Source organism: Granulicella tundricola MP5ACTX9 (genome assembly GCF_000178975.2).
Lineage (GTDB): Bacteria > Acidobacteriota > Terriglobia > Terriglobales > Acidobacteriaceae > Edaphobacter > Edaphobacter tundricola.
Map to the genome: position 1 here is coordinate 2,939,707 of NC_015064.1, position 25,710 is coordinate 2,965,416.

The 25,710-nt window shown below is 56.5% G+C and carries 23 protein-coding genes and 1 tRNA gene; 9 read left to right on the forward strand and 15 right to left on the reverse strand.

What is annotated here, in order from left to right; all coding sequences use genetic code 11:
- Positions 1-78: 78 nt before the first annotated feature.
- On the forward strand, positions 79-528 hold the full coding sequence (locus ACIX9_RS24785) for an REP-associated tyrosine transposase (RefSeq protein ID WP_013580856.1): 450 nt from the start codon (positions 79-81) through the stop codon (positions 526-528).
- Here the strand turns inward: ACIX9_RS24785 and ACIX9_RS25830 are convergent.
- The 3 genes from ACIX9_RS25830 to ACIX9_RS12535 all read right to left on the reverse strand — a co-directional run bounded on the left by ACIX9_RS25830 (position 471) and on the right by ACIX9_RS12535 (position 3,563).
- The gene (locus ACIX9_RS25830) at positions 471-752 is read right to left on the reverse strand and encodes a hypothetical protein (protein ID WP_013580857.1); all 282 of its coding nucleotides are present in this window, start codon (positions 750-752) and stop codon (positions 471-473) included. The two genes, ACIX9_RS24785 and ACIX9_RS25830, sit on opposite strands and share 58 nt — an antisense overlap.
- A 260-nt stretch (positions 753-1,012) precedes the next feature.
- Complete coding sequence (locus ACIX9_RS12530) at positions 1,013-3,049, reverse strand: DUF1800 domain-containing protein (RefSeq protein ID WP_013580858.1); 2,037 nt, start codon at positions 3,047-3,049, stop codon at positions 1,013-1,015.
- A gap of 169 nt (positions 3,050-3,218) precedes the next feature.
- Positions 3,219-3,563, reverse strand: coding sequence for an L-rhamnose mutarotase (locus tag ACIX9_RS12535; RefSeq protein ID WP_013580859.1), 345 nt, complete (start codon positions 3,561-3,563; stop codon positions 3,219-3,221).
- A gap of 46 nt (positions 3,564-3,609) precedes the next feature.
- Between ACIX9_RS12535 and ACIX9_RS26470 the strand changes: the two genes are divergently transcribed.
- Both ACIX9_RS26470 and ACIX9_RS12540 read left to right on the forward strand, forming a co-directional pair.
- On the forward strand, positions 3,610-3,765 hold the full coding sequence (locus ACIX9_RS26470) for a hypothetical protein (RefSeq protein ID WP_198152095.1): 156 nt from the start codon (positions 3,610-3,612) through the stop codon (positions 3,763-3,765).
- A gap of 239 nt (positions 3,766-4,004) precedes the next feature.
- A tRNA-Met gene (locus ACIX9_RS12540) sits at positions 4,005-4,081 on the forward strand.
- A 76-nt stretch (positions 4,082-4,157) separates the two neighbouring features.
- On the opposite strand, the gene ACIX9_RS12545 is transcribed toward ACIX9_RS12540, so the two are convergent.
- Together ACIX9_RS12545 and ACIX9_RS25835 are read right to left on the reverse strand one after the other, a co-directional pair.
- Positions 4,158-5,303, reverse strand: coding sequence for a tyrosine-type recombinase/integrase (locus ACIX9_RS12545; RefSeq protein WP_013580861.1), 1,146 nt, complete (start codon positions 5,301-5,303; stop codon positions 4,158-4,160).
- 104 nt (positions 5,304-5,407) lie between these two features.
- The gene (locus ACIX9_RS25835; protein WP_013580862.1) at positions 5,408-5,650 is read right to left on the reverse strand and encodes a helix-turn-helix domain-containing protein; all 243 of its coding nucleotides are present in this window, start codon (positions 5,648-5,650) and stop codon (positions 5,408-5,410) included.
- A 238-nt stretch (positions 5,651-5,888) separates the two neighbouring features.
- Here ACIX9_RS25835 and ACIX9_RS12555 point away from each other — a divergent pair, with 238 nt between their 5' ends.
- Positions 5,889-6,851 (forward strand): LysR family transcriptional regulator, encoded by a 963-nt coding sequence (locus tag ACIX9_RS12555; RefSeq protein WP_013580863.1) that lies wholly within the window; start codon positions 5,889-5,891, stop codon positions 6,849-6,851.
- Between the two features lie 32 nt (positions 6,852-6,883).
- Here ACIX9_RS12555 and ACIX9_RS27730 read toward each other — a convergent pair whose 3' ends face one another.
- Together ACIX9_RS27730 and ACIX9_RS12570 are read right to left on the reverse strand one after the other, a co-directional pair.
- Positions 6,884-7,204, reverse strand: coding sequence for a helix-turn-helix domain-containing protein (locus tag ACIX9_RS27730; protein ID WP_083808439.1), 321 nt, complete (start codon positions 7,202-7,204; stop codon positions 6,884-6,886).
- A 252-nt stretch (positions 7,205-7,456) separates the two neighbouring features.
- Complete coding sequence (locus tag ACIX9_RS12570) at positions 7,457-7,753, reverse strand: single-stranded DNA-binding protein (RefSeq protein ID WP_041597090.1); 297 nt, start codon at positions 7,751-7,753, stop codon at positions 7,457-7,459.
- A gap of 361 nt (positions 7,754-8,114) precedes the next feature.
- Between ACIX9_RS12570 and ACIX9_RS25840 the strand changes: the two genes are divergently transcribed.
- Entirely contained in the window at positions 8,115-8,372 is a 258-nt protein-coding gene (locus ACIX9_RS25840) for a hypothetical protein (RefSeq protein ID WP_013580865.1), read from the forward strand.
- Positions 8,373-8,922: 550 nt separating this feature from the next.
- Here the strand turns inward: ACIX9_RS25840 and ACIX9_RS12580 are convergent.
- The gene (locus tag ACIX9_RS12580; RefSeq protein ID WP_456297993.1) at positions 8,923-11,427 is read right to left on the reverse strand and encodes a heavy metal translocating P-type ATPase; all 2,505 of its coding nucleotides are present in this window, start codon (positions 11,425-11,427) and stop codon (positions 8,923-8,925) included.
- A 442-nt stretch (positions 11,428-11,869) separates the two neighbouring features.
- On the opposite strand from ACIX9_RS12580, the gene ACIX9_RS12585 reads away from it, so the two are divergent.
- From ACIX9_RS12585 to tpiA, 4 genes are read left to right on the forward strand one after another with little or no spacing between them, the layout of a single operon-like run.
- On the forward strand, positions 11,870-12,502 hold the full coding sequence (locus tag ACIX9_RS12585; RefSeq protein ID WP_041597091.1) for an HAD family hydrolase: 633 nt from the start codon (positions 11,870-11,872) through the stop codon (positions 12,500-12,502).
- Between the two features lie 31 nt (positions 12,503-12,533).
- Positions 12,534-14,978 carry a phosphoketolase family protein gene (locus tag ACIX9_RS12590; RefSeq protein ID WP_013580868.1) on the forward strand — a complete coding sequence of 815 codons (2,445 nt, stop codon included), beginning with the start codon at positions 12,534-12,536 and terminating at the stop codon, positions 14,976-14,978.
- Positions 14,979-14,980: 2 nt separating this feature from the next.
- A complete protein-coding gene (locus tag ACIX9_RS12595; RefSeq protein ID WP_157477532.1) occupies positions 14,981-16,054 on the forward strand; it encodes a class I fructose-bisphosphate aldolase in 1,074 nt (357 codons plus the stop codon).
- Entirely contained in the window at positions 16,051-16,851 is an 801-nt protein-coding gene (gene tpiA, locus ACIX9_RS12600; RefSeq protein ID WP_013580870.1) for a triose-phosphate isomerase, read from the forward strand. Before ACIX9_RS12595 ends, tpiA begins: the two co-directional genes overlap by 4 nt.
- A gap of 87 nt (positions 16,852-16,938) precedes the next feature.
- Here the strand turns inward: tpiA and glgP are convergent, their stop codons facing one another.
- From glgP to ACIX9_RS12635, 7 genes are read right to left on the reverse strand one after another with little or no spacing between them, the layout of a single operon-like run.
- Complete coding sequence (gene glgP / locus ACIX9_RS12605) at positions 16,939-19,479, reverse strand: alpha-glucan family phosphorylase (RefSeq protein ID WP_013580871.1); 2,541 nt, start codon at positions 19,477-19,479, stop codon at positions 16,939-16,941.
- Positions 19,476-21,161, reverse strand: a complete 1,686-nt coding sequence (gene pgm / locus ACIX9_RS12610; RefSeq protein ID WP_013580872.1) for a phosphoglucomutase (alpha-D-glucose-1,6-bisphosphate-dependent) — start codon at positions 21,159-21,161, stop codon at positions 19,476-19,478. Before pgm ends, glgP begins: the two co-directional genes overlap by 4 nt.
- 43 nt (positions 21,162-21,204) lie before the next feature.
- Entirely contained in the window at positions 21,205-22,074 is an 870-nt protein-coding gene (locus ACIX9_RS12615) for an ADP-polyphosphate phosphotransferase (protein ID WP_013580873.1), read from the reverse strand.
- A gap of 56 nt (positions 22,075-22,130) precedes the next feature.
- Positions 22,131-23,063: a F0F1 ATP synthase subunit gamma gene (locus ACIX9_RS12620; protein ID WP_013580874.1), complete on the reverse strand. Its 933-nt coding sequence runs from the start codon at positions 23,061-23,063 to the stop codon at positions 22,131-22,133.
- Positions 23,060-24,625 (reverse strand): alternate F1F0 ATPase, F1 subunit alpha, encoded by a 1,566-nt coding sequence (locus tag ACIX9_RS12625; protein WP_013580875.1) that lies wholly within the window; start codon positions 24,623-24,625, stop codon positions 23,060-23,062. Before ACIX9_RS12625 ends, ACIX9_RS12620 begins: the two co-directional genes overlap by 4 nt.
- Complete coding sequence (locus tag ACIX9_RS12630; protein ID WP_013580876.1) at positions 24,622-25,410, reverse strand: F0F1 ATP synthase subunit delta; 789 nt, start codon at positions 25,408-25,410, stop codon at positions 24,622-24,624. The genes ACIX9_RS12625 and ACIX9_RS12630 overlap by 4 nt, the downstream gene beginning before the upstream one ends.
- 3 nt (positions 25,411-25,413) lie before the next feature.
- Entirely contained in the window at positions 25,414-25,698 is a 285-nt protein-coding gene (locus ACIX9_RS12635) for a F0F1 ATP synthase subunit C (protein ID WP_013580877.1), read from the reverse strand.
- Positions 25,699-25,710: the final 12 nt, after the last annotated feature.

Consider the following 25,710-nt stretch of genomic DNA (forward strand, 5'->3'; position numbering starts at 1 on the left):
CATCCCAATTCGGGAACCTCTCCGCCGAGACCAAAGAATCCTGCTCATCGACTACGCCTCGGATATACCCTCCCGTTTATGTTCCTCGCACCACAAGAACTCCGCACTTACTTCATCACCACCGTCACTGCCGATCGCCACCGCCTCTTCCAACTCGACCGCAACGCCACCCTTCTCCTCAACATCCTTGAAACCCACCGCCTCAAGCAGACCTATGCTCTCCACGCATTCGTCCTCATGCCCGACCACGTCCACCTTCTCCTCACTCCATCCCCTTTGATCTCCTTGGAAAAATCGATGCAATTGATCAAAGGAGGCTTTTCCTTCCAACTGAAAAGCGGCAAAGAGGTCTGGGCACGAAGCTACGACAGTCGCCGCATAGAAGACCGAGAAAGCTTCCTCAATCACGAGACTTACACCCACCTCAATCCCGTGAAGAGCAAGCTCTCCCCCACACCCGCCGCCTACCCTTACTCCTCCGCAGCCCTACCCCACAGGACCGACCCACCCCCAAGCCACTTCCGATAGCAGTAGAAGTTGCCGTCGCCGTTGCCGTTGCCGTTGCCGTTGCTGTTCCTGTTCCTGTTCCTGTTGCCGTTGCCGTTGCCATTGCCGTTGCCGTTGCCGTTGCCGTTGCCGTTGCCGTTGCCGTTCGGATTAGAGGGGGGCTTCAGCCCCCCGTCCACGGACAACAAACAAATGGGCTTTAGCCCCGGGGTCGTCGCACTTCCAACGCCAATTTGTCGAGACATTCCACCTCGGCGCGAATCGTGGTTCATTTGTGGTGAACTTGTGGTTCCCTGCTGGTCATTTGTGGTCGCATTTCGCACGGTAAAGGGTCACAATTTGCCCACAACACCCGAAGAAAAACCCACAAAACCCAACAAACACCGAAAACTAACCACAACTCCCCACAAACCCCGAAAACAAGGCCGATTGGTCGAACCGATTGACGGTCTCGCGAAAAACTGGCCAATCCAATACTCACGTCAGCAAGCAATATCCCAAATCACTACCGCACCTGAAACTCCGGACTCCCCAGCAGCAAAGCCGTCAGAAGATTCAGCGTCTCGGTAGGGTTTGAGGCAGGCTGCGCCGCCATCTGCGAATGAATAAACTCATCCGTCTTCACTGAAACCTCCCCACCGATCAACGTCCCTTCCAGCACCCGCAGAGCCACATCCGGCCCCATCGGATCACTCGCCGCCACCGGCAGCGCCCGAACCTTCCCCTTCACCGCCGGAGCTTGCGCCACCGCCCCAGCCCCCCGATCCGCCATCAACCCAAACGCCAGCACCCGCGAAGAATCGAACTTCTGCCCGCCAAATTTCCCATGCGTCAACTGATCCGAGAAGTTCAACCGAGCCACCAGCGCACCCGTATTCATCCAGTGATCCGCCGTCATGATGTACCCCGTAGGCGGAAGCGCCTGGTACGGTGCCTCCCCCAACTCCCGCAGCTTCCCCACCACCGCCCCCGGGTTAGAAGGATCGGTCGCCATAGCCCGGAACGAGGAGGCCAGGAACTCCTCAGGCGTCTTCACCTTGTTCCTGAAGTACCGATGCGAGTTGAACTCCGGCGACGTCACCAGCGTCGTCAGAACCACCTTGATATCGCCGTCAGAATCCAGATAGCTCTTCGTCATCCGGTCGACCAGCGCCGCCGGAGGCTCATCCGCCACAAATCGCTGCGCCAGCAGAAAGCTGATGAAGTGCGCCGTCTGCGGTGCCGCCGCCAGCAGCGTCAGCGCCGCCACACCCTGCTTCATCCCGTCAGGGTTGTTCCCCCCAAGCGCCTTACCCTCCACCCGCCCCTGCTCGTCGATCGTATGCCCGAACCACTCCTTCGTCCCCGGCTCATGCCTCTTAGGATCGAACTGGAACCCACCCCCCATGTTCGGCCGGTCCACACCCCATCCCGTCAGGATCGCCGAAAGATGCGTCACATCCGCTTGGCTGTACCCCCCACCCACCCCCAGCGTATGCAACTCCATCACCTCACGCCCGTAGTTCTCGTTCAGCCCCTTGTTGCCCGGCTTCGAGTTTGGCTTCTTCGGGTCCACCCCATTCGCCAGCGAGTTCGGCCCGATCGAAAGCCAGTTGTCCAGGTAAACCATCATCGCCGGCGACTCGGCCGTGGCCAGCAGCAGATCCCGGAACTTCCCCAGCGCATTCGGACGGATCACATCCCGCTCAAAGCTGGTCGTGTACCACTGGTCTGAATCCTTGTTGAAGAAAACATTGAAGTGATTGAACCAGAACTCCGTCATCACCTCCTGCACCTGCCGCTCGCTCAAAACCTCCCGAAGCACATGCGCCTGCGCCAGCTCGTCATAAGCTCGATACTGCGCCCCCACCCCACCCTGAATCGCATTCACCGCCTCCCTCTCCCGAGGGTTGAAGTCGGCCATCAACGTGTTCTTCTGATCCCCGCTCACGTTATTCGCAAACGCAATCCGATCCTCCACCGGCATCGCATTCAGAGCAGCCATCCGCTGTCCCTTCGGCATGGAGAACAGAACTCCCGCCACCCGGGACGCCGTAGCCTGGTCCGCCTTCTTCGCCGCAGCCTTCTCCGCGTCGGTCAACTCTGCGTGAGGATGCTGCTTATCCTCCCGCTCAGCGAGCAGCTTCGCCACCTCAACCTCATACACCCCCGCAATCAAGGGGTCCAGCGGATAAGGCCGCCTCCCATCCGCCACCAGCTGAATCGCCCCCCTGTCCGGAAACACATCCTGCAACTGGTCCGACCTCATCCTCAAAGTCGGATAGTCCCCCAGTCGCTTCTCAAGTGGTCCGTCTGGAATCGACCCCGGATTCAACTGCTGGTCGAACCACTTTCCGTCCATCACCGCCTCAACATCCCCCGGCCGGGGCCCGTATGTGAATCGATTTAGGATCTGCACCGCACGTTCGCGCGTGGTCAACGGTGCATTCAGAGCGATTTTCGAAGGGGGCAACTTCAACTTCGCCACACCGTCCGCGCCTCGTTGCCCGCCGCAGAGTGGAGCCACCGAAATCAGCAAAATAGCCGTGCCTAAATTCTTCATGGCGTGCCTCTAACAATATGGAACCATTCACCAGGCCGTAAGTTGTGCTCATTGAGCGGATGAGGTGGTACTTTCGCTTCAAACATCATCAACGCTGCAGACCCTTATCCCGTTTCGCAATCCTTGGCGGCAAGCCAACCGAAAATTAAGGAAGTTGAACAAGTCGAGTTCAATCCGATTGCGAATCCAGTTGAAAAACTCTATCCATTGATTGCCACCTGGAGTATGGATCATCGTCAGCGGACACATTCTGGAACCGCCCCATCATCGCCTCCCATTCCTGAACCTTTGGGTTCCCAGCATCCATCCTGGCCTTACGCTCAAAGGTGAAATCATCGGAGACGTCCATAATCATGAAAAGCCGGTCGCCCAGTTTATAGATCTCCATATCCTGCACCCCTGCATCACGCAAACTCTGCTGGACCTCTGGCCACACATGCTGGTGATACCTGACGTACTGTTCCTGCAGAAGAGGATCAGGGCGAAGATCGAGGGCAAGGCAAAATCGCTTCATGAACGTTCCTTAAGGAAAGGGATGCGTCGAAACTACAATGATTGGAGTGAATTTGCCAAGTATCAGACGGTTTCGCACGATTTGCAAAATCGCCTTGGCTGCCGTCGCCGGCATGCATCCGATAGAGCAGTTCATTCCGTTTCAGAAGGACTGCGTCGTTGCCCATGATCTCTTCGATGCCGCCATCATCTTTGTCTCTTGAGTTTCTGTCCTGGGCTGAATCGCAAAACATCATTCGACCCCCATTTAGGGTCTGTCGCGAGCGAAGTAAATTCACTACCAAGACTTGAACATCCGGACGAATAAGTAGCACGATGCTGAGGTGGATGGTAATGCCATAGTCACTGTAACGAAGTGTAGTCTGCACGGGGGTTCAAGCAGTACGCGACAGAGAAGCCCGTCACGGCTTGATTTTACGGGCCGATCAAGCTATATTGGTTTTGCGGGGTGGAGCAGCCCGGTAGCTCGTTGGGCTCATAACCCAAAGGTCGTAGGTTCAAATCCTACCCCCGCAACCAATCAAATCAATGGTTTAGAGAGAATCAAAAAATCCGATTCACTCCCATTTACTCCCAATAAGAAAATTGGCACTTTTTAGGCACTCGCCCGCAAGGGCTTGAGTACCATCGTGACGACCTTCCCATTGGCTTCCCTCTTCGACTCCGGCATCGCCTGTCCATACACGTTCATCGTGGTCTGGATGGAGGCGTGACGCATGAGCTCCTGCTGCACCTTCATCGGCGCACCGGTCTCGTCTAGCCATGACCGGTACGTGTGACGGAAGGTGTGCCAGCCGATCGGCCCCAATCCCAACTTGATGCCCGCAGGCTTGAGATACCGTTTCTGGATCTCAGTTGAGTAGTAGGGCTTGCTTGACAACGGATTCGGGAACATCCATCCCTCCTCCGTCTCCGGACACTGCTCGCTCCAGGCGAGCAGGACCTCTAGCAAGGACTCGTGAATCGGCACATGATCGTGGGAATACTCGGTCTTCACATCGTCTACTCTTCCGTTCACGATGCTCCGTTGAACGAGGAGCTGACGACGCTCGGTGTCGAGGTCGCCCCACTGCAAGCCGGTGATCTCGCTTACGCGAAGTCCCAGGCATTGCGCCACCACTACCATCGTCCGAAACGGTTCTGGTAAACCGGCCAGTACCGCATCGAAGGTGTCGTTGGTGAGAATCATTGGCCGCTTGCGCCGCTTCGTCGAATCTTTGACACGCACCATCTCGATTGGGTTGCGACGTTCGTTGAACAGTTCCCAGCGGGCAGCGCACTCGAAGATGACGTGCATCACGCTTCGGATATGCGCCTTCGTTTTGGGAGACTTGTCCATCTCTTTGAACCAACCTTCAACTGCCATCGGCCTGACTGCCTCGATGAGGTATTCACCCCAGCGTGGCTTAATGTGCAGATTGATGTTCGACAGATACGACTTCCGAGTTGAATAGCGTTCCGGCAACTCTTCAGCGATGTACCTGTCACAGAGACCGCCAAACGTCACGGTTCCCAGATGGTGCATGGGCTTTTCAGCGTTGAGTTTTAGGAGAATCGCTTCGACGGCTTTTCGTGCCTGAGCTTCGGTCTTGTACTTATCGGTGGTGCCGACGAAGAGAGCTTTCCGTGTTCTCCCTCCAGTGGCCGCATCCTCGTAATACCGAAACTCCCAGACGTCTGCACTCTTCTCCCGCTTCTTGAGAGTTAAACTTCCGAATTGGTAATATGCTCGTGATTTCAAGGTATTCCTCCCTGACTCACGGCACTAATGGCTCCCTTAAGGGTAGTCGATTGGGTGCCGAATCGCCAGCAAAATCGGGCTTTTTGGAGCCTCTGGAAAACTGGTCAGCCAACCATCTTGTGCTCTTTGTTCTCGATCCATTCGTCGATAGCCGAAGCTCGAAACCGCCACAGTTTGCCTACCTGAACCCCGACAATCTGGCCGCGTAGGACCATGCGTTGTAGCGTTCTGGGATGGACTCCGAGCATCGCAGCAGCCTTATTGCTATCAAGCAGCGGTTCGATGCCGGACCTCCCTGGAATGGGCAAGCTCCGTTCAGATGTGGGCGGCTTTTTCTGGTCATACATAGCTGACCTCCAGTTGTTGCTTTGAAGGTGCGGCCCATGTGTCCGATCTGTCCAATGAGTTGTGGGAATCACCTTATGCGTGGCGCACATAAGAACGGACAAACGCGGCAATGACTCAAGTTTGACAACAGGTTTCAAGCCTGTGGATAATTTGATATCGGCGGGACTAAATGCCTGCACGAGCCGCGCCGACGCTAGACCCATATGTTGCTACAGAGCTTAATGGGGAGGCCGGGCCATGCAGAGACCAACGCTGGAACTTCGTCATTTCAACGCGATCGTTACGCTGGCAGAAGAGTTGAGCTACACCAAAGCGGCTCGACGGCTCGGAATGAGCCAGTCAGGCTTGAGTCGGTCAATCCAGGACGCGGAGCGTCGCCTCAATCGCAAAATCTTTGATCGAAACCGTTCTCGGGTCGAGTTGACCGACGCGGGTCGCGCCTGTGTCGCTGAAGCGCGTCTCTCCATCGAACACGAGGAGCGCGCGATTCAGTTTACAAAGGCCGTCGCCCACGGGGTAGATTCCACTCTTGTCGTAGGGCGGTCGCAGTACACCGATCCAGTCTTGAGCGAGGTGTTGCTATCCCTGCACCTGCCACTGCACCCCAATCTCGATGTTCAGTTGCACAGCGAGTTCGCGCCCGAGTTGGAGCATGGCGTCCTTTGCTCACGCCTCGACCTCGCGCTGATTACCCACCCCGACGCAAACCCCAGATTGACGACAGTACAGCTTACGGAGGCACCGCTGCATATCGTCCTGTCGGAAGATCATCCGATTGCCAAGAAGCATAAGGTAAAACTCAAGGACTTGGGTGGAAGCCGCTGGACAGTGTTTGACCGCCGAATTCATCCGTCCCTGTATGACACCCTTATCGGCCTCGCGAGATTCGAGGGTATCGAATACAGAGCCCTTAATCATGTGATGAGTGCGGATGAAGCGGCCCACCTGCTCCTCAAGAGCGGCGGCATTGCTTTTCTTACCAGGGCTGGCGCACATCGGATAGCGAGGCAAGGCCTAGTCGCCAAGCCACTAGACGAGGAAGCCCTGAAATTGGACGTTCACCTCGCGGCGCGGGCCGACAACGCCTCGAAACTGGTCAGCGAGTTTGTTCGAACCTTTGTGAAGAAACTAAAAACAGTCCTGTTGCCGCCCCAACTCACATTGCTGATTGAACCGGGCGATGGTCATCTCGGACGATAGCGGACTGGAACCCCAAGTCCGCCTGTGTTTCATCAGAGCTTGTCCGGGGCAAAGTGACTAAGGGGCTTGCCGTAGATGTTCGATATGGCCCATAATTCCGCGATGTCTATTGCTCGCTCGCCGGATTCGCATTTATTCATGAACGAATGGGCCATGCCGAGCCGTAGGGATACCTCGCGTTGAGTCAGACCGCTCTCGGCCCGTGCCGCAATCAGTTTCGATAGAACACTTTCGTAATACTCACGCAGGTCTTCGTTGCGTCCCTTTCGGGATCTGCGAGCATCCGGTTTGGCTCTTGCTGCCACACCCTGAAGTGTGGGTAACAGTTGACGAAAACCCCTAATAAGGGACACGCTTAAGGCGGCATTACGAGGAGTTTCGGCACAATGGAAAACCCAAGATTGGCGTTTCCCGAGGTCGTCGGCAAGTCCGTGGCAGAGCTATCCGTCTACGACGACGCGACCTGTGGACGTGAAGTGCTTGTGCGGTTTACTGACGGAACACAACTTTCGGTCTGCGTGGGCGTCAAGCAGTCCATTGACGCTCGGTATTGCCGCGAGGACACTCCGGATCAACCCATATTCAAACGCGAGGATTGAAGCGGATCATGCGACCGGCTGAACCGGTCGCACGAAAGTGGCGGTGAGAAGTGGGATGGTGGCGATGTTATCGGGCTGCGACTGAGCTTGAACGACCAACTTGATACGGGTTCCTACTTGAAGAGGCTTGGCGAACTGGCCCTGCTTGCCCCAGGCAACGACGTTGTAATAGAAGGCTTGCAGGTTTCGGTCGGAGATGATCGAAACGCCGAAGGCGGTGTACTCACGTCCGTTTTTGGAGATGCGGCTGACAGCTGAGTTGCTGACGGTTCCGAAGAAGGTGATGGTCTGTTGAGTCTGCATGGTCTTTCTCCTTTTGCCCGGTCACTCGGGACACACATCCCGAAGGGGCGCAAAGGTGCGCTGCTCCCAAGTCGCGGCGTAGCCGCGTTGCCAAGAGAAGAAGTTTTAGGAGCGGGGACCCGGAGCCTGCGAGGGGGGAAGAGTCCGAAACCCGGAGGGCGCGGAACGCGAGTTCTGAACGCAGAGCCGAAGGGCGCAGCTCCTGCACCGAAGCGGTGGCCGAGTTAACGTGCAAACAGGAGATCGTGCATATGGAACACCGCACACAGGATCGTCATTCTCAGATGCTGTCTGCCGAACGGCAGTTGGAAGAAACGGTGAGGCCTCTCCGAGGAAAGACCCCACCGGCGTTCACTTGTCCATGCGTTCGAGTATCGGCCCGAGCAAGTATGCAACGAAGAAGCCGCCACTCCAGACGATCGCCGACCCCCCACAGGATAGCGCGGCTCAGCTTGCTCACCTCGCCACAAGTGGTCGGATCATCTGCTTCGCAGACCTCGCCCTGCTGCAATTAGCCGAAGCCCGAACCCGTAGAGAGCTGTGTGCCGTGGATGCCGTTTCGACCGTAAATGCCGGTGTCATAGCTAACTTCGCCCTGCGAGTTACGGGCGTAGCGTAGCTGAAGACCGGACCGTGGTCCGTAACGAAGGCCTTGCTTGACCATGCAAGCGCACAGGCGAAGACCAAGAGACGTTTCATATTTGCTCCTTTGTTCAAACCAAATGAGGCGAAGGCACACGTCGGGTGTGCCCGTCATCAGGATGAGGAGCGGATCAGATTCGGAGATTTGTGATTCTAACGATCAAAAGCCCAGGTGGAGGGTGCTCCTCCGGGGCCTTCAACAAGCTCAGTGAAGGCGGTTCGATTGATCGTGTAAATGTTGTTACGAAGTCTCCAAACGTGAAATTGATGACGATGGGGGGATTAGTCGTCTTCAACTGCGGATGAGCGTCGGTTGCAATCTTCTTGTTGCAGCAACCCATCTTCGCCATGTCGCCACAGTTGCCGTGCATCTCCCGGCAGCAGGCACTTTCCTGCGGAGTCATCGCCTCGCCCGTCACTCAGGCCAGTATTGGCGCTGCGATGACGATGAGCAGGAACAAAGCGACGAAAGTGGCGAAGCGAGGCATTTTCGCCTAATCATAAGACTCTGACGAACACCAAAGGTTCTACAGCTTCGCGTTGCGAAGCCGTAGAGAATTGCCGATCACCGAAACTGAGCTGAAGCTCATCGCGGCAGCGGCGATCATGGGGCTCAATAGAATTCCGAAGAATGGATAGAGGACACCTGCTGCCAACGGCACTCCGAGCGCGTTGTAAAAGAATGCTAGAAAGAGGTTCTGTCGGATATTGCTCATCGTGTGTTGGCTCAGACGGCGAGCCTTCACGATGCCACGCAGGTCTCCTTTGATGAGGGTGATTCCACCCGTCTCCATCGCTACGTCCGTTCCCGTTCCCATAGCGATACCTACGTGCGCTTGTGCAAGGGCGGGCGCGTCGTTCACGCCGTCGCCGGCCATCGCGACGATTGCTCCGGCCGCTTGTAGCTTCTTTACTACTTCGGCCTTCTTCTCCGGCAGAACGTCGGCCTCGAAGTCGATACCTAGCTTCTTCGCGACGGCTTCGGCTGTTTTATGATTGTCGCCCGTCACCATGACCACCTTGATGCCTTCTTTCTTGAGCTGTTCGATCGCCTCCGCTGTGGAAACCTTGATCGGGTCAGACACTGCGACGAAGCCGGCGAACCGTCCGTCAGTGGCAACGAACATAACGGTCTGTCCTTCGGCCTGCAGGGCCTCCGCCTTGCCACGCAAAGTCTCCGTAGATGCCCCGAGGTCGCTCATAAGGGCGACATTTCCAATGGCGATCTTCTTGCCTCGAATTGTTCCGGTGACGCCCTTTCCGGTTACGGACTGGAACGTATCGACGGGCAACAGCTCAACCTTCTTCTCCTGAGCTGCGGCGAGAATGGCAGCCGCCAAAGGATGCTCACTGGCCTTTTCGAGACTGGCCGTGAGTTGGAGGAGATTAGCCTCGTCGAAGCCTTCGGCGGGCGCGAGGGCGGTGAGTATCGGTTTGCCGACAGTCAGGGTTCCGGTCTTGTCGACTACGAGAGTGTTCACCTTCTCCAGAATCTCTAGGGCCTCCGCGTTGCGGATGAGGATCCCTTCTCCGGCGCCGCGGCCCGTTCCCACCATGATCGCCATAGGCGTTGCAAGCCCCAAGGCACACGGGCACGCGATGATGAGCACGGCCACCGCATTTACCGGTGCATGCGCGTAGTGTGGCTGCGGTCCATAAATCGCCCACACGATGAATGTGATTACCGCTGAGGCGAGGACCGCTGGAACGAAGTAGGAAGCGACGGTATCCGCAAGCCGCTGGATGGGCGCGCGGGTGCGCTGCGCTTCGCTAACCATTTTCACAATCTGGGCGAGGAGTGTGTCTGCGCCGACGCGCTGCGTCTTCATCACGAAGCTGCCGGTGCCGTTGATCGTGCCGGCGATGACCTTTGCATCTTTAGCCTTCTCAACAGGGATTGGCTCTCCGCTAACCATCGACTCGTCAACCGAACTACTGCCCTCGGTCAAAACGCCGTCCGTTGGAACCTTTTCACCTGGGCGGACTCTCAGACTGTCGCCTACTTGAATCTTGTTCAGGTCAACATCTTGCTCTTGGCCATCTGCCGAGATGCGTCGTGCCGTCTTGGGGGCTAATCCGAGCAACGCTTTGATCGCGCTGCTGGTCTGGCTACGAGCTTTCAACTCCAAGACCTGGCCCAGCAAGACAAGGACGGTAATTACGGCTGCCGCCTCGAAGTAAAGACCCAATTGACCGGACGTATCCCGGAACGATGCCGGGAAGAGCTGTGGCATGAATACAGCGACGACGCTGTACAAGTAGGCGGAACCGGCCCCAATCGAGATGAGGGTGAACATATTGAGGTTTCGGCTCACGATGGACGCCCAGCCCCGCTGAAAGAATGGCCAGCCTCCCCAGAGAACTACTGGTGAAGCGATGGCAAGTTCAAACCATCCAAGTGACGGGCCTTTCAAAAGCCCTTGGATCGGATGGCTAGGCAGGAGGTCGGAGACCATGATGGCGAGCAATGGGAGCGTCAGGGCTGCACCAATCCAGAACCGCCGCGTCATGCTGTCGAGTTCGGGATTTGCCTCGTTAGCCGTGATGGTCATCGGTTCCAGCGCCATACCGCAGATCGGGCAGTCGCCGGGCTCGTCTCGGATGATCTGGGGGTGCATGGGACAGGTGTACTGCGTACGAGTGGAGGGCGCGACTTGTACTGCCGGTTCGAGAGCCATGCCGCACTTCGGGCAGCTTCCCGGCCCGAGCTGGTGGACCCCCGGGTGCATCGGGCAGATGTAAGGCGCTTCGGTGTTTCCATGAGGGGCAGCCTTCGTCGCGGGCTGCAAATATCTTTGCGGAGCGGCAGCAAATTTCGTCGCACAGGAACGACTGCAAAAGTAGTAGGTGTGCCCGTCATACTCCTGATGACTCACCGCGTCCTGTGGCTTGATCATCATCCCGCATACGGGATCCCGTACCTCTTCGACTGTATGTTCGTCCACCATTGCGGCTCCTTGCACTGAACAGGGCTGCGTTGACCGCAGCCCCGCCTCAGCGATTACTTGGAGAGTTTTGCGCGGCTGGCTCATCTCCTTCACCCTTGGTGCTGTGTTGTCCTGTCTCAGAGCCTATCGATCCCAAAGCTTTCCTACTGAGCAATTGAGTACGTGTTGAGTTGATCGTGGTCAAAACAGCACAGACGCTTCGTTCAGGTTTGCCTATTGCGAGAGGGACCCGACGAAGACGCGACCTCTGGAAGTATCCGCTGAGAGGCCCTTCGAGACAAGGCTCCTGGCATCAAATACCGGCCACGGTGAAACAAAAAATAAGCCACGTGCGACAAAGGCGTTCACAGCCCTATGCCAATATCGCTTCGATGGGCGGTGTGCTGTAATGCTCAGATTGAAGGCATCGATAGTGCGAGAGTGTAGATGGTGATATCGAGCTGGCCTTCGGTTCTTGGGGCCGCACGGTCCATCCGAGGGTTACGCTCTCGACTGGCATTTCGCCAAAAGGCCATATCGCTGCTTAGTGAAAAAGTCCTTACCAATTACGACGTTGTTTGTGGATGTAGGCGGGGTATTGCTCACGAATGGTTGGGACCATCTTGCCCGCAAGCGAGCGGCCAAACACTTCAAACTGAATTGGTCAGAGATGGATGAGCGTCATCGTCTCGTCTTCGAGACGCACGAGGAGGGCAAGCTCTCCTTTGAGGAATACCTGGGGTGGGTGGTGTTCTTTGAGAAGCGGCCGTTTACCCGGATTCAATTTCGCGATTTCATGTTTGCCCAATCGAAGCCATATCCGAAGATGCTTGGCCTGGTTGCCCAACTCAAGGCTCAACACGGCCTGAAGATTGTCGTGGTCAGCAATGAGTCGCGCGAGATCAATGCCCATCGCATTCGCACCTTCAGGCTCGACCAATTGGTGGACGCATTCATCTCTTCCTGTTTCGTTGGAATGCGGAAGCCAGATATTGAAATCTTCCGGCTCGCCCTTGACCTTGCCCAGACCGCCCCTGAGCGCGCTGTTTTCATCGACAACACTCCGATGTTCGTTCAGATTGCGGAGCGCCTGGGGATGCGAAGCATTCATCACGTCGATTACGAGTCCACCCGCGCAAAGTTCACTTCACTCGGATTGCAGACGAACGACGCAACCTAGCCGTGTCACCAGTTCGAAAAGGAGATTCAGAATGCCAACCGACATGCTCACGACCGAGGACCTGCTTCACGAAACGTCCGATGCAATAGCCGCGGAGGAGTCGCTCAAGGGTGGCGCAACGCTCACTCCAGACCTGCTTCGCCGAATGAACGCTTACTGGCGGGCAGCCAATTATGTGTCGGTCGGCCAGATATACCTCTATGAGAATCCACTCTTGAGAGAACCACTCAAGCTCGAACACGTGAAGCCATTGGTGGTCTCACATTGGGGGACGACGCCGGGGCAGAACTTCATCTACGTGCATCTGAACCGGATCATCAAGAAGTATGACCTGAACATGTTCTACATTGCAGGGCCAGGACATGGCGGGCCGGCCATCGTCGGCAACGTGTACCTCGAAGGCACCTGGAGTGAGGTGTATCCCAACGTCACCCAGGATGAAGCGGGATTGAAGAAGCTCTTCAAGCAGTTCTCGTTTCCGGGAGGCATCTCAAGTCACGTCGCGCCGACGACTCCCGGGTCGATCCACGAAGGCGGCGAGTTGGGCTACTCTCTCAGCCATGCATTTGGAGCGGCGTTCGATAATCCGGACCTGATCGTCGCCTGCGTCATTGGTGATGGAGAGGCGGAGACGGCGTCGCTAGCTACTTCCTGGCAGTCCAATAAGTTTCTCGATCCCAGGACCGATGGGGCGGTGCTACCGATCCTGCACCTCAATGGCTACAAAATCAGCAATCCGACTGTTCTGGCTCGCGTCGAGCATGAGGAGCTGGATCAATTCCTGCGGGGTTGTGGCTGGACTCCATACTTCGTAGAAGGTGACGAGCCTGAGAAGATGCATGAACTCATGGCAACTACGATCGATGTGGCTATCGAGGATATCCATCGCTTCCAGAGCAATGCGCGTACCGGCAACGATACTACGCGGCCTCGCTGGCCAATGATCGTCCTCAAGTCGCCCAAGGGCTGGACGGGGCCGAAGGTCGTCGACGGTTTACAGATTGAGGGGACATTTAGATCGCATCAAGTGCCACTTCTGGTCGATCCCGCACATCCGGATCACGTAAAACTTCTGGAAGCGTGGATGAAGAGCTATAAGGCCGAAGAACTCTTCGATGAAAATGGCCGACTCCTTGCAGAACTGGCAGAGTTGGCGCCTAAGGGCGACCGACGGATGGGAGCCAACCCACATGCCAATGGCGGCATTCTGCTCCGCGACCTTGATATGCCTGACTTCCACGACCACGCTGTAACAGTTAACTCTCCGGGCGCAGTGGAGGTTGAGGACACGCTTGTGCTGGGGTCGTTTCTGCGGGACGTTGCCAAGCTCAATCAGGACAAACGAAACTTTCGCGTGTTTGGTCCCGATGAAACGGTCTCGAACCTTCTTCAGGCCGTCTTTGAGGTCACCAACCGCCAGTGGGATGCGCGGGAATACAGCAACGACGAGTTCCTCGCACCGGAGGGCCGCGTGTTGGATTCGATGTTGAGCGAAAACCAATGCGAGGGTTGGTTGGAGGGCTATCTTCTAACCGGAAGGCATGGTCTGTTTAACAGTTACGAGGCGTTCATTCGTATCGTTGATTCGATGTTCAGCCAACATGCAAAGTGGCTGAAGGTTTGCCGGGAATTGCCTTGGAGACGCGACATTTCGTCGTTGAATTATCTGCTGGCCTCGCATGTCTGGCAGCAGGATCACAATGGATTCACGCACCAGGACCCTGGCTTCCTCGATCATGTCATCAACAAGAAGGCCGATATCGTGCGCTGTTACCTTCCAGCGGATGCTAATTGCCTCTTGTCTGTTTTCGATCACTGCCTGCGCAGCCGGAACTATGTCAACGTCGTCGTCGCTGGGAAACATGCGCTCCCGCAATGGCTCACGATGGATCAGGCTGTCGTGCATTGCACGGAGGGAGTGGGCATCTGGCAATGGGCAAGCAACGATCAGGAAAACGAGCCAGACGTGGTGATGGGCTGTTGTGGAGATACCCCTACCCTGGAGATCCTCGCTGCAGTCTCGATTCTTCGCGAGCATCTGCCTGAGTTGAAGATACGTGTCGTCAACGTCGTCGATCTGATGAAGCTGCAACCCAGCACGGAGCATCCCCACGGCCTGACGGAACGTGATTACGACTCCCTTTTCACAAAAGACAAACACATCATCTTTGGCTTTCACGGGTATCCCTGGCTGATCCATCGTCTCACCTACGCTCGAACCAACCGCAACCTTCATGTGCGCGGTTACAAAGAAGAGGGCACGATTACGACGCCCTTCGACATGCGCGTGCAAAACGACCTCGACCGCTTTCACCTGGTGATGGACGTAGTGGACCGGGTACCGAATCTGGGCTCAAAGGGCGACTATCTAAAACAGCAGATGAAGGACAAGCTCATCGAGCACAAGCATTACATCGACGCCCACGGCGAGGACATGCCGGAGATCCGGAATTGGAAATGGAGTGCCACAAAGTGAACATGCAAACTCTTGAAGCAACGGCCAAGATGATGGTCGCCGACGGCAAGGGCCTACTGGCGATCGACGAAAGCACCGAAACCTGCAATAAGCGTTTTGCCAAGTGGGGAATCCCACAGACTGCGGAGTCCCACCGGCTGTACCGAGAGTTGATTGTGAACACGCCAGGTCTTAGCGAGTCTATTAGTGGAGCGATCCTTTACGACGAGACAATTCGGCAAGAGATGAACGACAGAATACCCTTTGCCGAGGCCCTTGCGGCACGCGGTATCATTCCAGGCATTAAGGTCGATCTGGGGGCCAAAGAGATGGCGGCGTTCCCGGGTGAAAAGGTTACGGAAGGTTTGGACGGCTTGCGTGCTCGCTTGGCGGAGTATGCGCAAATGGGCGCTCGCTTCGCGAAGTGGCGAGCGGTCTTCGCTATCGGCGATAGGACTCCGAGCCACGGGTGCGTTGAAGCTAATGCACACGCGCTGGCCCGCTATGCCGCGCTGTGTCAGGAGGCAGGACTTGTCCCGGTCGTCGAGCCGGAGGTTCTAATGGAGGGATCTCACACCTTGGACATGTGCTCAGAAGTCACCGAGAGAGTTCTGCGTAGCGTCTTCAGGGAGCTCTATGCCCAACGGGTGAAACTCGAAGGAATGATCCTGAAGCCAAATATGGTGCTTCCCGGTGTGACTTGCCCTGTGCAGGAGTCTGTGGAGGAAGTGGCCGATGCAACGGTCGGTTGTCTGTTGCGCTCGGTTCCCGCCGCGGTTCCGGGCGTTGTCTTCTTGTCAGGCGGTCAATCCGGCGAACTTGCCTCCGCCCGTCTCAATGCGATGAACGTACGGCACAAGTCGCGCCTTCCCTGGGAGTTGTCGTTCTCCTTTGGGCGCGCCATTCAAGAGCCAGCCCTGGAAATCTGGCATGGCAACCAGGCGAACGTCATCCCGGCGCAGAAAGCTCTCTACCATCGCGCCAAGTGCGACCGCGCTGCGCATCGCGGCGAATACAGCGCAACGGTAGAGGCTGATCACGAGATGAGCGTGCAGGATGAAGTGGACTATCTCGCATATGCAGGAGGAGCCAGATGAAAACGGAAATCCGCCAGAAATTCATTGTTGGGAACTGGAAGATGCACACGACCTCATTCGAAGCCCAGCAACTCGCCAAGGGCATAGTTGATGGCTTGGCCGCGCCGGACCACGTCACAGTAGTCCTCTGCCCACCGTTCCCGTACCTTCCGATCGTTGGAGACATGCTCAGGGGTAGCCGGGTCGCGCTTGGCGCGCAGAATGTTTACCCGGAAACCGAAGGCGCCTTCACCGGCGAGGTGAGCCCGAACATGTTGCTCGATCTCGACTGCAAATACGTCATCGTGGGACATAGTGAGCGCAGACACAAGCTAGGCGAATCCGAAGCTTTTATCAATCGTAAAGTGAAGTGTGCGCTCGATTCAGGTTTGGACGTGATCCTTTGCGTGGGCGAGACTCTAGAGCAGCGACAAGGCGGACGGACGGAGGCGGTACTCGATCATCAGCTCAGCACCGGATTGGATGGAGTATCGTCCGATATGTTGTCTCACCTCAGCGTCGCCTACGAACCAGTGTGGGCGATCGGCAACGACGAACATCATGCAACTCCTCAACAGGCGCATGATACGCATGTGCTCATTCGGAGAAAACTCACTCAGATACTTGGGGCGACGTGGTCCGAGGAGCTATCGGTCCATTACGGTGGCAGCGTTGAACCGGGGAATGCAGCCGCGTTTTTGGGTCAGGACGGCATCGACGGTGTTCTGATTGGCGGTGCCAGTCTGAAGGCCGATGAGTTTCTCGCCATCGTCAATGCGGGTATTTGTGAAACAGAAGCGGAAATGCAGACCGCGTGAAACGCGGACAAGTCGCCGGACCGGCCCGGTGGACATCCGTGTGCACTGGGCAGGTGTAAAGGCAACCGCTAGGGTTCTTTGCATTTGTCATCGCTGCCAGATAATCTGCCCGGTTTCGAGAGGGACGAACGCTTCGGGGTGCGATGGGATGAGACGGGCTGTATAGTCTTCGACCGGACGTTTTGCGAGACAGCAAACTGAGTAGATGAGGATGCCTGACGAGTCTGCCGAAGATTTACATACAGCCATGATCTCAGGTTTGTCCCCGCTCTCTTCGGTCGGAGCGGCATAGAGTTCCACTCTGAATTCATCCGGACGGAGCCCACCAGAGACGACCGGAATATAAAACCAGTGTTGACCATCTCTCGTCTCGGCCGTGACTGTGCCAAAGGCGAGCGTTTGCCAATGGTCTGCGAGCCGGCGCTGCCACTGCAAAATGTTGACGCCGAGCTTGCCATCGTTCGCAGAGCGTGATTTGTAGCCTGCAGCGGCTGGCAGGTAATGATCGTTTGTATATTCGCGTATTGCCCGGCTCGCAGAGAACTCAGGAGTGAGCGTCGCCATGCTCTCGCGTACACGATCAAGCCACCGGGCAGGCATTCCTTGCTCGTCTCGATCATAGAATTCGGGAACAACTTGCTGCTCCAGCAGCGTGTAGAGACTTTCCACTTCGGAAGCGTCCCATGCAGGATCCTCGCCGTGCTCTTTTCCGTCTCCGATCGCCCATCCGATCTCCGGGGTATAAGCCTCCGCCCACCAGCCGTCAAGCTCGGAGATATTGAGCCCTCCATTGGCCAGAACTTTCATTCCGCTTGTCCCACAGGCCTCCCAAGGTCTCCGAGGTGTGTTGATCCAGAGATCCATACCCTTGACCAGTTCTTGCGCCATCTGCATGTCGTAGTCGCTAAGGAACACAACATGGCTCCGAACCTCGGGCCGCTCAATGAAATCGTTCCACCGCTTGATAAGCTCCTGTCCCGGAATATCCTCAGGATGAGCCTTACCGGCCAGGATCAGTTGCACAGGGCGTCGCGAATCTGTGAGCAGGCGAATGAGCCGGTCAGGATCGTGCAGCAAGAGATCGGGACGCTTATAGGTTGCGAAGCGGCGTGCAAACCCAATTGTTAGCACGTCTTCCTTGAACAGTTCAGCGATGTCTATGTGAGGACCGCCTTTGGCCGAGAGCTGCCGCGCGTAGCGGTGACGCACCTCAGCGAGCATCGTCTTTCGGGCCGAAGTACGCATTCGCCACAACTCACCGCCGGTCAAGCCACGAACGCTGTCTGCGAGTGGGCGGTCGCCCCGCCAACGATCTGGCCCGCATGCCCTGGTCCAAAGCGCGTCCGCCTCGGCGGAATCCCAGGTCGGCACATGAATTCCGTTCGTGACAGAACCCACCGGGACTTCCGCCTGAGGCCATCTCGGAAACAGCGGCTGAAAAATCTGCCTGCTTACTTCTCCGTGCAGCTTGCTGACGCCGCTGACCTGACCGCTGCCGCGAAGCGCAAGGTAAGCCATGTTGAAAGGCTCGGAGGCATCTGCAGGGTTCTGTCTTCCCAAACTGAGGAGCTCCTCCATGGAAATTGCCAGTTCGTCTTTCGCGTAGTGGCCGAGATACTTCCAGCAGAGCTCCGGGGCGAATCGGTCAAATCCAGCTGGGACAGCTGTGTGGGTTGTAAACAAGTTTCCTGCCCTGGTGATCGTCAGCGCGACATCAAGAGAAACACGATGATCTGCCATATAGTACCGAGCGCGTTCAAGCACAGCGAAGGCCGCGTGGCCTTCGTTGAGATGGCACACTTCAGGGCTGAGACCCAGTTCTCGGAGCAGACGCCAACCCCCGATACCCAGAACGATCTCTTGCTTCAGCCGCATCTCAGCATCGCCGCCGTATAACTCGCTAGTAATTCCGCGATGTGCGGCGCTATTGGCGAAGTCATTCGCGTCCAAGAGAAATAGTTTTGTCCGACCGGCGAGCACCTGCCAGCATCGCAGCCAGATCATGGCACCGGGGAGTTGAATTTGGATACGCAGCCACTCTCCGTTCGCACGCCGCAGCGGCTGCACGGGCATTTGCCCAGGATCGTTCACGGGATAGAGCGCGCGTTGATTGCCATCAGCATCGAAGTCCTGACGAAAGTATCCTTGCCCCCATAGCAAGCCAACGCCGACTACTGGCACGCCCAAGTCGCTCGCCGCCTTCATCTGGTCGCCCGCGACATTGCCAAGTCCGCCAGAGTAAATCGGCAAGGCTTCGGTCAGCATGAACTCCATGCTGAAATAGGCAATCGTTGTGAGCGATATCTTGGGATGCGTCTTTTGAAACCACGCGTCAGCCGAGAAGAACTTGCGTTTGTGCTGCAGCAAGTCGGAGAGGCGCTCCTGAAACTCTGGCGTGCCCAGAAGAACCTTTACCCTATCGTCTGAGACCGTTTGCAGAATCACCCAGGGATTCTGCGTTGAGTGCCATAGATAACTGTCCAGGGCTTCCCAAAGGGGGTCCGCCATGTGGTTCCAAGACCAATGCAGATTCAGCGCCAACTCCTTGAGTGCGTCAATTCCCAAAGCGGGTGCTGCGTTTACTCCTGCGGCCTTCTTATCTGGTTTGCTGGATTTCAGATCGCTCACTTTGTCTCCTGAGGCTCTCGGTTCATCGTTGCCAGCGCTGCGGATGCAAACGCCTGGTTTGCGACGGTTTGCGCTTCAGCCTCGATGAGAGCCAGAAGCTCTTCTCCACTGAAGCTTTCTGCATAAATCTTGTAAATGGCTTCGGTTCCCGACGGCCGTGCAGCAAACCATCCATTTGCGGCGGCGACCTTGATCCCGCCGATGGGATTGCCATCTCCAGCGGCTTTCGTCCTGATAGTTATCGGCTTCTCGCCTGCTAGGTCAGCCGTGTGAATATCCTTTGCCGTGATGTGTTCAAGAGCTGCCTTCTGCTGGTTTGTCGCGGGGGCTTCGGATCTGCGATAGCGTGAGTTGCCGAGCTTGCCCGAAAGTTCCGCATACAGTTCTCCCGGGTCCTTCTTGCAGACCGCAGTGATCTCCGCTGCCAGCAAAGCGGCGATAATGCCATCCTTGTCCGTGGTCCAGACAGAGCCATCCATGCGCGCAAACGAAGAGCCGGCGCTCTCCTCGCCTGCAAATCCGAGACCGCCGTGAAGCAACCCGTCAACGAAGTATTTGAAGCCGACCGGAACCTCATAGAGCTTTCTACCTAGGCGAGCCGCGACACGGTCGATCATGCTGCTGCTGACCACGGTTTTGCCCACCGCCATATCCTTTGACCAACGTGGACGATGCTGGAACAGATAGTCGGCGCATACTGCCAGGTAGTGATTGGGCGGCAACAATCCAACACTTCGCGTTACGACGCCATGGCGGTCGTGATCTGTGTCGCAGGCAATAGCGAGATCAAATTTATCCTTTAGGGCAATCAAAGGTCGCATGGCGTATTCCGAAGAAGGGTCCATGCGAATCTTTCCGTCCCAGTCAAGCGTCATGAACCGAAACGTCGGATCGACGGTCTCGTTTACGACCTTCAGATTCAAGCCATAGCACTTTGCAATCGGCTCCCAGTAATGCACGCCGGCCCCGCCGAGCGGATTTACGCCAACGCTGAGGCCCGACGACCGGATTGCATCCATATCGATGACGTTGTGCAGGTCGTCTACGTAGGCCGTCAGGAAGTCGTGACGATGCGTGGTCGGTGCAGCCAGTGCTTTATCGATGGAGATTCGCTGGACACCTTTGAGTTGGTGAGCGAGACATTCATTCGCCCGTTCTTCAATCCAGGCAGTGATCTTCTCTTCTGCCGGGCCACCATGAGGCGGGTTGTACTTGAAGCCGCCAGTGTCGGGAGGATTGTGCGAAGGAGTAATAACGATGCCGTCTGCAAGACCCGTCGTCCGTCCGTGATTGTAGGTAAGGATGGCGTGCGAGATCACAGGGGTTGGAGTATATTCCTCGCGTCCCGCCAGCATTACGTCGATACCATTCGCGGCCAGAACCTCAAGCGCGCTTTCGACGGCCGGCTGTGACAACGCGTGAGTGTCAATTCCGAGGAACAACGGCCCGCCGATCTTTTGCTGCTTGCGGTAAAGACAAATGGCCTGCGTAATCGCCAGGATGTGCCATTCATTGAATGTTTTCTCGAAAGAGGAACCGCGATGTCCCGATGTGCCGAACACGACACGCTGTTCAGGGATACCCGAATCAGGGCGCTCTTCATAGTAGGCAGCGACGAGCTTCTGGACATCGACGAGGTCGCTGGCCATCGCGGGTTGACCTGCTCTTGGATCGACCTTCATTGGATTCCTCATTTCATGGACCGATGGCTCGGCCCGACCCGCCCTACTTCATCAAAAGCTTGCGAATGGCCTGCAGTTCAGCCTTCCGCTTTGCCGTGGTCTTTGGATAGGACATCTTTAGGTCTTTCAGTGCATCCATCACAATCCTGGAGATAATCAGACGTGCATTTTCTTTGTCGTCAGCTGGCACGACAAACCAGGGCGAAGCCTCGGTACTCGTCGCGTTCAGGCATTCTTCAAACGCCGCGGCATATTGCTTCCAATACTTTCTCTCGTGGATGTCCGTTATGCTGAACTTCCAATTCTTGTCAGGCTCATCGATCCGTTCGAGGAAGCGCTTGCGCTGCTCTTCCTGCGACAGATGGAGGAAGATCTTGACGACGCGCGTTCCGTTTACATGCAGGTGGCTCTCGAAGTTTTCGATGGAACGGTATCGTTCTTTCCAGACGGCCTTTTCGTCGCGAAGTTCTTCTGACAGACCCTCGTTCTTAAGAATCTCCGGATGCACCCGTACGACCAACACTTCTTCATAGTAGGAGCGGTTGAAGATACCGATTCGGCCTCGCTCTGGCAGCCGGCACGTCGTGCGCCAGAGGAAGTCGTGTTCCAGCTCCTCCGCGCTTGGTTGCTTGAAACTGAACACTTCGCAGCCTTCAGGATTGACCCCCGACATGACATGTCGTATCGCTCCGTCCTTGCCGGCTGCATCAATGCCCTGAAAGATGATTAGAAGCGCGTATCGATGCGAAGCGTAATGCAATTGCTGTAACGAACTCAGTTCTTCAACGTGGTCTTCCAAGGTCTTGCGGTATTGCTTCTTTGACTTACAGTACGGTTTGATAATGGTTGGTCTGTCGTCAAGCCGGAATTTCTTGTCTGGCTCAACTCGAAACTTTTCAGACTGAATCTTCACGTTTGTCCTCCTGAAAGCGGATTGCGCTAGTGTTTTGTGAACGGTCGCGAGATCGTCTAATGGCTTGTCTTGGCCAATGAAGTATCTGAGCTGGGCTTGGGCTTCTTTCTGGTGAGCGCCTCGAATCCGGCGATCACGTCGAACAGTTCTTCATCGATGCTTTCCTGTCGAAGCCGGTGATACTTGCGATTGAGGTCGTCAAGCATGCTGTCAATGCTCTTCTCGGCGCGGCTCATGGACGCGAGTCGGCTAGCGTTCTCACTGGCAAGAGACTCCGCGCAGGCTTGAAACAACAGAACAAATAAGTAATCGCGAATCAAGATTGGAAAGGCGGATGAAACCCCGTCGATCACTTGCGGAGGTGTCTTGGTAGGCCAAGGTGTTGCATGTAGTTTTTGCTCCCAGGCGGCGTCCAGAGGAAGCAGCCACCGCCCTACGGGTTCATACGCTGAACTGGGCTTCGGATGATTGTGAAAGACGTGAACCTCCCATATCTCGCCCTTCTCGCGAGCGGCCTCGAGTTCGAGCAGGATCTGCCCTACCAGCGGGGTGATCGCATCGAGAGAAGCTGGCACCTCCAGCCCTCGCACTGGAATTCCACCGGTCTCAGCCAGCAACGCCTTCGCGCGATCGCCGACGACCCAGATTTGAGTCACCCTTCCTGCAAGAGCGCGCAGGGACTTCTGGCTGAATTCGACGATGACTTCATTGAAGCTGCCGACGAGACCCTGATCCGAACCGAAGATCACTGCGCCGATCTTATCTGCATGCTGCGGCTTTATGTCGATGGCTGGAAAACCCTTACTCGCTCGGTGTAGACAAGCGATCAAACCCAGTTCTACCGTGTGCAGGTAGTCGTCAAGAGCGTTGACCGCCTTCTCATACTGTCCAACGCTCGACGCTGCAAGGGCCTTCATCGCTCGCACGACGCCACCAAGGTCCTTGGCTCCGCTGATTTTGCGACTCAGTTGCTCGGTCGATCCACTCATTTGGCGTCCTTCGTCGCTGGGGCTGGATCGGGTTTAGGCTGAAAGCCCGCTAGCGCGCCTTTTGCAAGCGCGACGATCGTTTTGCGATCCTCGTCGCTCAACTTGTCTTCCGACGTGAGCCGACCGGCAACGTCTTTGGGAAGTGTTTTGAGCGCCTTTTGAAGTGCGCCTTCACCGTCCGCTACTTTATCCAAAGGAACTTGATCGAACAGTCCGGCCTGCAACGCGATCAGCACGACAATCTGTTGTGCGACCGGAAGAGGCTGGGACTGCGGCTGCTTCAGACAAGCCCGTATCCGCTGGCCATGATCGATGGTCTTCCGTGTCGCGTCGTCCAAGTGCGTTCCAAACTTTGCGAAGGTTTCGAGTTCTTCGAACTGCGAGTAGGCGAGCTTGAGATCGCCTGCGACAGCACGGTAAGCGGGCTTCTGTGCCTGGCTCCCCACGCGCGAGACAGATAACGCCACGTCGACGGCCGGAAGGACGCCAAGCTCAAACAGCGTAGGCGAAAGGTAGATCTGACCATCGGTGATGGAGATCAGGTTGGTGGGAATGTATGCGGAGATATCCTGCGCGTCGGTTTCGATGATGGGAAGAGCAGTCAGGGAACCGCCGCCCAGATCTTTGATCAAATGAGTAGAACGTTCCAGCATGCGGGAGTGTATGTAGAAGATGTCGCCGGGATATGCTTCTCGACCCGGAGGTCTACGCAGTAGAAGGGAAAGCTCGCGATAGGCCTGTGCGTGCTGCGTGAGATCGTCATAGACAATCAACACGTCGCGCCCTTGCTCCATGAAGTACTCGGCGATACTGGTTGCCGCATAGGGTGTGATGTAGACCAGCCCAGGTGCATTGTTGCCCTCCGCCACGACAACGACCGTGTACTCCATCGCGCCTTTTTCCTCCAAGTTGGCGATGACTTTGGCAACCGAGGACGCTCGCTGTCCAATGGCGCAGTACACGCAGACCACATTCTGTCCGCGCTGATTCAGAATCGTGTCGGTCGCAATCGCGGTCTTGCCGGTTTGTCGGTCGCCAAGAATGAGTTCACGCTGACCGCGACCTATGGGGATCATCGCATCAACGACCTTCAGTCCCGTTTGCAGCGGAACGCTAACCGGTGCGCGATCCATGATCGCGGGGGCTGGCCGTTCCACAGGCAGACGATGTTCGGTCAGCGGAGGTGGCTTGCCGTCAATTGGCCGGCCCAGCGGATCGAGCACGCGACCCAGCAAACCATTCCCAACGCCTATGTCCATCACGCGTCCGGTGCGTCGCACCTCGTCGCCAACGTGGAGGTCTTGGTAGTCGCAGAGCAGGATGAGGCCGACCTCTCCTTCATCCACGTTGAACGCCAAACCCAGGCGATCGTCTTTGAAGCTGACCAACTCTTCATTGCCGAGGTTCGGCAGACCGGAGATGGTGGCGATGCCAGTCGAAAGACTGGTGATGATTCCAATCTCCTCCGGCACCAGGCTTGGCGAGTAGGTGGCGCACGCATGCGTCAGTTCATCGAAGACGCTGTCTAGCGCCGTCAGCAGAACTCCGACGGGCTCACTCATTTAGCCTCTGTAACAGGCGCCGGCTTCGTTCCCTGCGATGTCAGTTCGGCAAGACTCCGATCAAAGGAATCGAGGTAGCTAGAGATACTCCAGGAGAGTTTTTGCCCTTGCGCGGTGAGTTCGATGCCGCTGATTGCATTCGCATCCGTCTCATATCGAACCCGGATCACTGCGGAAAAAGTTTCATTCAGCGCATTCTGAATCGCAGCGCGCTGCTGGTCGGGAAGGTTGAAAGCGCTGCGAAGCAGTGAGGCCTCGGGCGAAGACTTCAGCGCAGCGCCCATTTCCTCCTTATCCTTAGCGTTCATCTCCCGCAGCCTGCGCGTGAAAACTTCTCCGATGCGTTCCTCCAGAGTTACGGTCGCGAGATCGGCCAATGTCTTTTTTGTGATCGCAAACACCTGGTCCTGAGCCATGCGTCTGATTGCGACCGTCTGGTGCGCCTGATCGTCCTTCAGCGCAGCGGCCTCAGAGGCGCGAACTCCATCCGCTTCCTTGTGTGCATCGCCAATCAGACGATCGTGCTCTGCTTTGGCGTCGCTGTCGGCCTTGGTCATCAGTGCAGCCCGCTGCTCGTCGAAAGTCTTGTTCTTGGATTCGAAGTCTTCCTGCTGCTTATGGGCGTCAGCCTCTTTCGCTTCAGCATCCGCGAGCTTGGACGCGATACCTTTCTCGCGCGTGTCGATGGCGTTAAGGATGGGCTGATAAAGAAAATGCTTCAAGAGCCAGACCAGGATCAGGAAGTTGAGCATCTGCGCGATGACGGTGAACCAATCGATGAGCATAGGTCACTTACCCTGGACAGCGTGCGCGATGACGAACTTCCAGAATGGATTCGCGAAGATCAAAATCATGGAGACGACGAAGCAGTAGATAGCCAGGGACTCAATCATCGCTAGGCCGACGAAGAGCGTCCTGGTAATGGTGGCGGAAGCGTCCGGCTGCTGCGCGAGAGAGGTGAGAGCGGTCGCCACCGACTTTCCTTCGCCGAGCGCCGGGGCGAGGCATCCTATACCGATTGTCAAACCGGCTGTGACAATAGACGCGATGGCTATTGCGGTTGTGCTATCCATGAATCCTCCTTG